The sequence below is a fragment of the Paractinoplanes rishiriensis genome, from assembly GCF_016862375.1.
Lineage (GTDB): Bacteria > Actinomycetota > Actinomycetes > Mycobacteriales > Micromonosporaceae > Actinoplanes > Actinoplanes rishiriensis.
The window spans coordinates 1-1,480 of record NZ_BOMV01000159.1; the positions used below are offsets into that span (position 1 = coordinate 1).

A 1,480-nucleotide genomic window follows, 5' to 3' on the forward strand; every position below is an offset into this window, starting at 1 on the left:
GGCGCCGAGCACGTTCTCGAATCCGGTGGTGTGGCAGGACTTCGCGGATGGTGACATCGTCCGGGTCGGGGATGTGTATTACTACTCGGCGTCGACGATGCATCATTCGCCGGGTGCGCCGATCCTGCGTTCGTATGACTTGGTGAACTGGGAGTATGCCGGTCACTCGGTGCCGCGGCTGGATTTTGACAACGCCGCCTATGACATGTCGGGCGGTCGGGCGTACGTGAAAGGCATTTGGGCGTCGGCGTTCAACTATCGGCCGTCGAACAGTACGTATTACTGGTTGGGTTGCACCGAGTTCAATCGGACCTACGTGTACACGGCGTCGTCGGTTGGCTCGACCTGGACCAAGAGGGCGCGTCTGAATCAGTGTTATTACGACGCGGGGTTGTTGTTCGACAATGACATCCCGTATGTGGCCTACGGGAACGGGACGATCAGTGTCGCTCAGCTTTCCTCCGACCTGACCTCGCAGGTGCGCGCCCAGACCGTCTACACCACACCGTCTTCGATCGGCACCCTCGAAGGTGCCCGGATGTACAAGCGCGGCAACTACTACTACATCTGGCTCACCCGGCCGGCGAACGGCCAGTACGTGTTGCGGTCGACGAGTCCGTGGGGCCCGTACGAGCAACGGCAGGTGCTGCTGGATCTGCCCGGTCCGATTTCCGGTGGGGGAGTACCCCATCAGGGTGGTCTGGTGCAGACCCAGAACGGTGACTGGTGGTATATGGCGTTCACCGACGCGTATCCGGGTGGGCGGATGCCGACGTTGGCGCCGATCACGTGGAGTGGTGACTGGCCGGTGTTGACCACGGTGAACGGCCGGTGGGGTGCCAGCTATCCGCGGCCGAATCTGCCGTGGCGGCCGGTCGCGTCGATGGTCGGCACCGACAATTTCGCCTCGTTGGGGCATCAGTGGGAGTGGAACCACAACCCGGACACGAGCAAGTTCAGTGTGGGTAGCGGGTTGCGGTTGTCGACCGCGACGGTGACCAACGACCTCTACAGTGCCCGGAACACGCTGACCCGCCGGATTCAGGGTCCGTCGTCGACGGCGACGGTCGAGCTGGATTATTCGCAGATGGCTAACGGTGACCGGGCTGGGTTGGCGATGCTGCGGGATTCGTCGGCGTGGATCGGTATCCGTAAGGACAACGGTGTGACGCGGGTGTCGATGACCAACGGTCTGACGATGAATACGAGTTGGGCGACGACGGGCACCGGGTCGGAAGCCGCTGGGGCTGCGGTCAGCGGTGGGCGGATCTGGTTGCGGGTCAACGCGAACATCCAACCGGGCTCGGGTCGCACCGCGACGTTCTCGTATTCGACGAACGGCACCACGTTCACCAACCTCGGGCCGGCGTTCACGCTCAACAATGCCTGGCAGTTCTTCATGGGTTACCGCTTCGGCCTCTTCAACTACGCCACCACCGCGCTGGGCGGAGCGGTCACCGTCAACCAGTTCGCCATGACC

At 62.8% G+C, this 1,480-nt stretch carries 1 protein-coding gene; it reads left to right on the top strand.

Annotated features, from left to right (window positions below):
* The coding region (locus tag Ari01nite_RS49355; protein WP_203791678.1) for a glycoside hydrolase family 43 protein at positions 1-1,480 on the top strand (1,480 nt) is incomplete at both ends.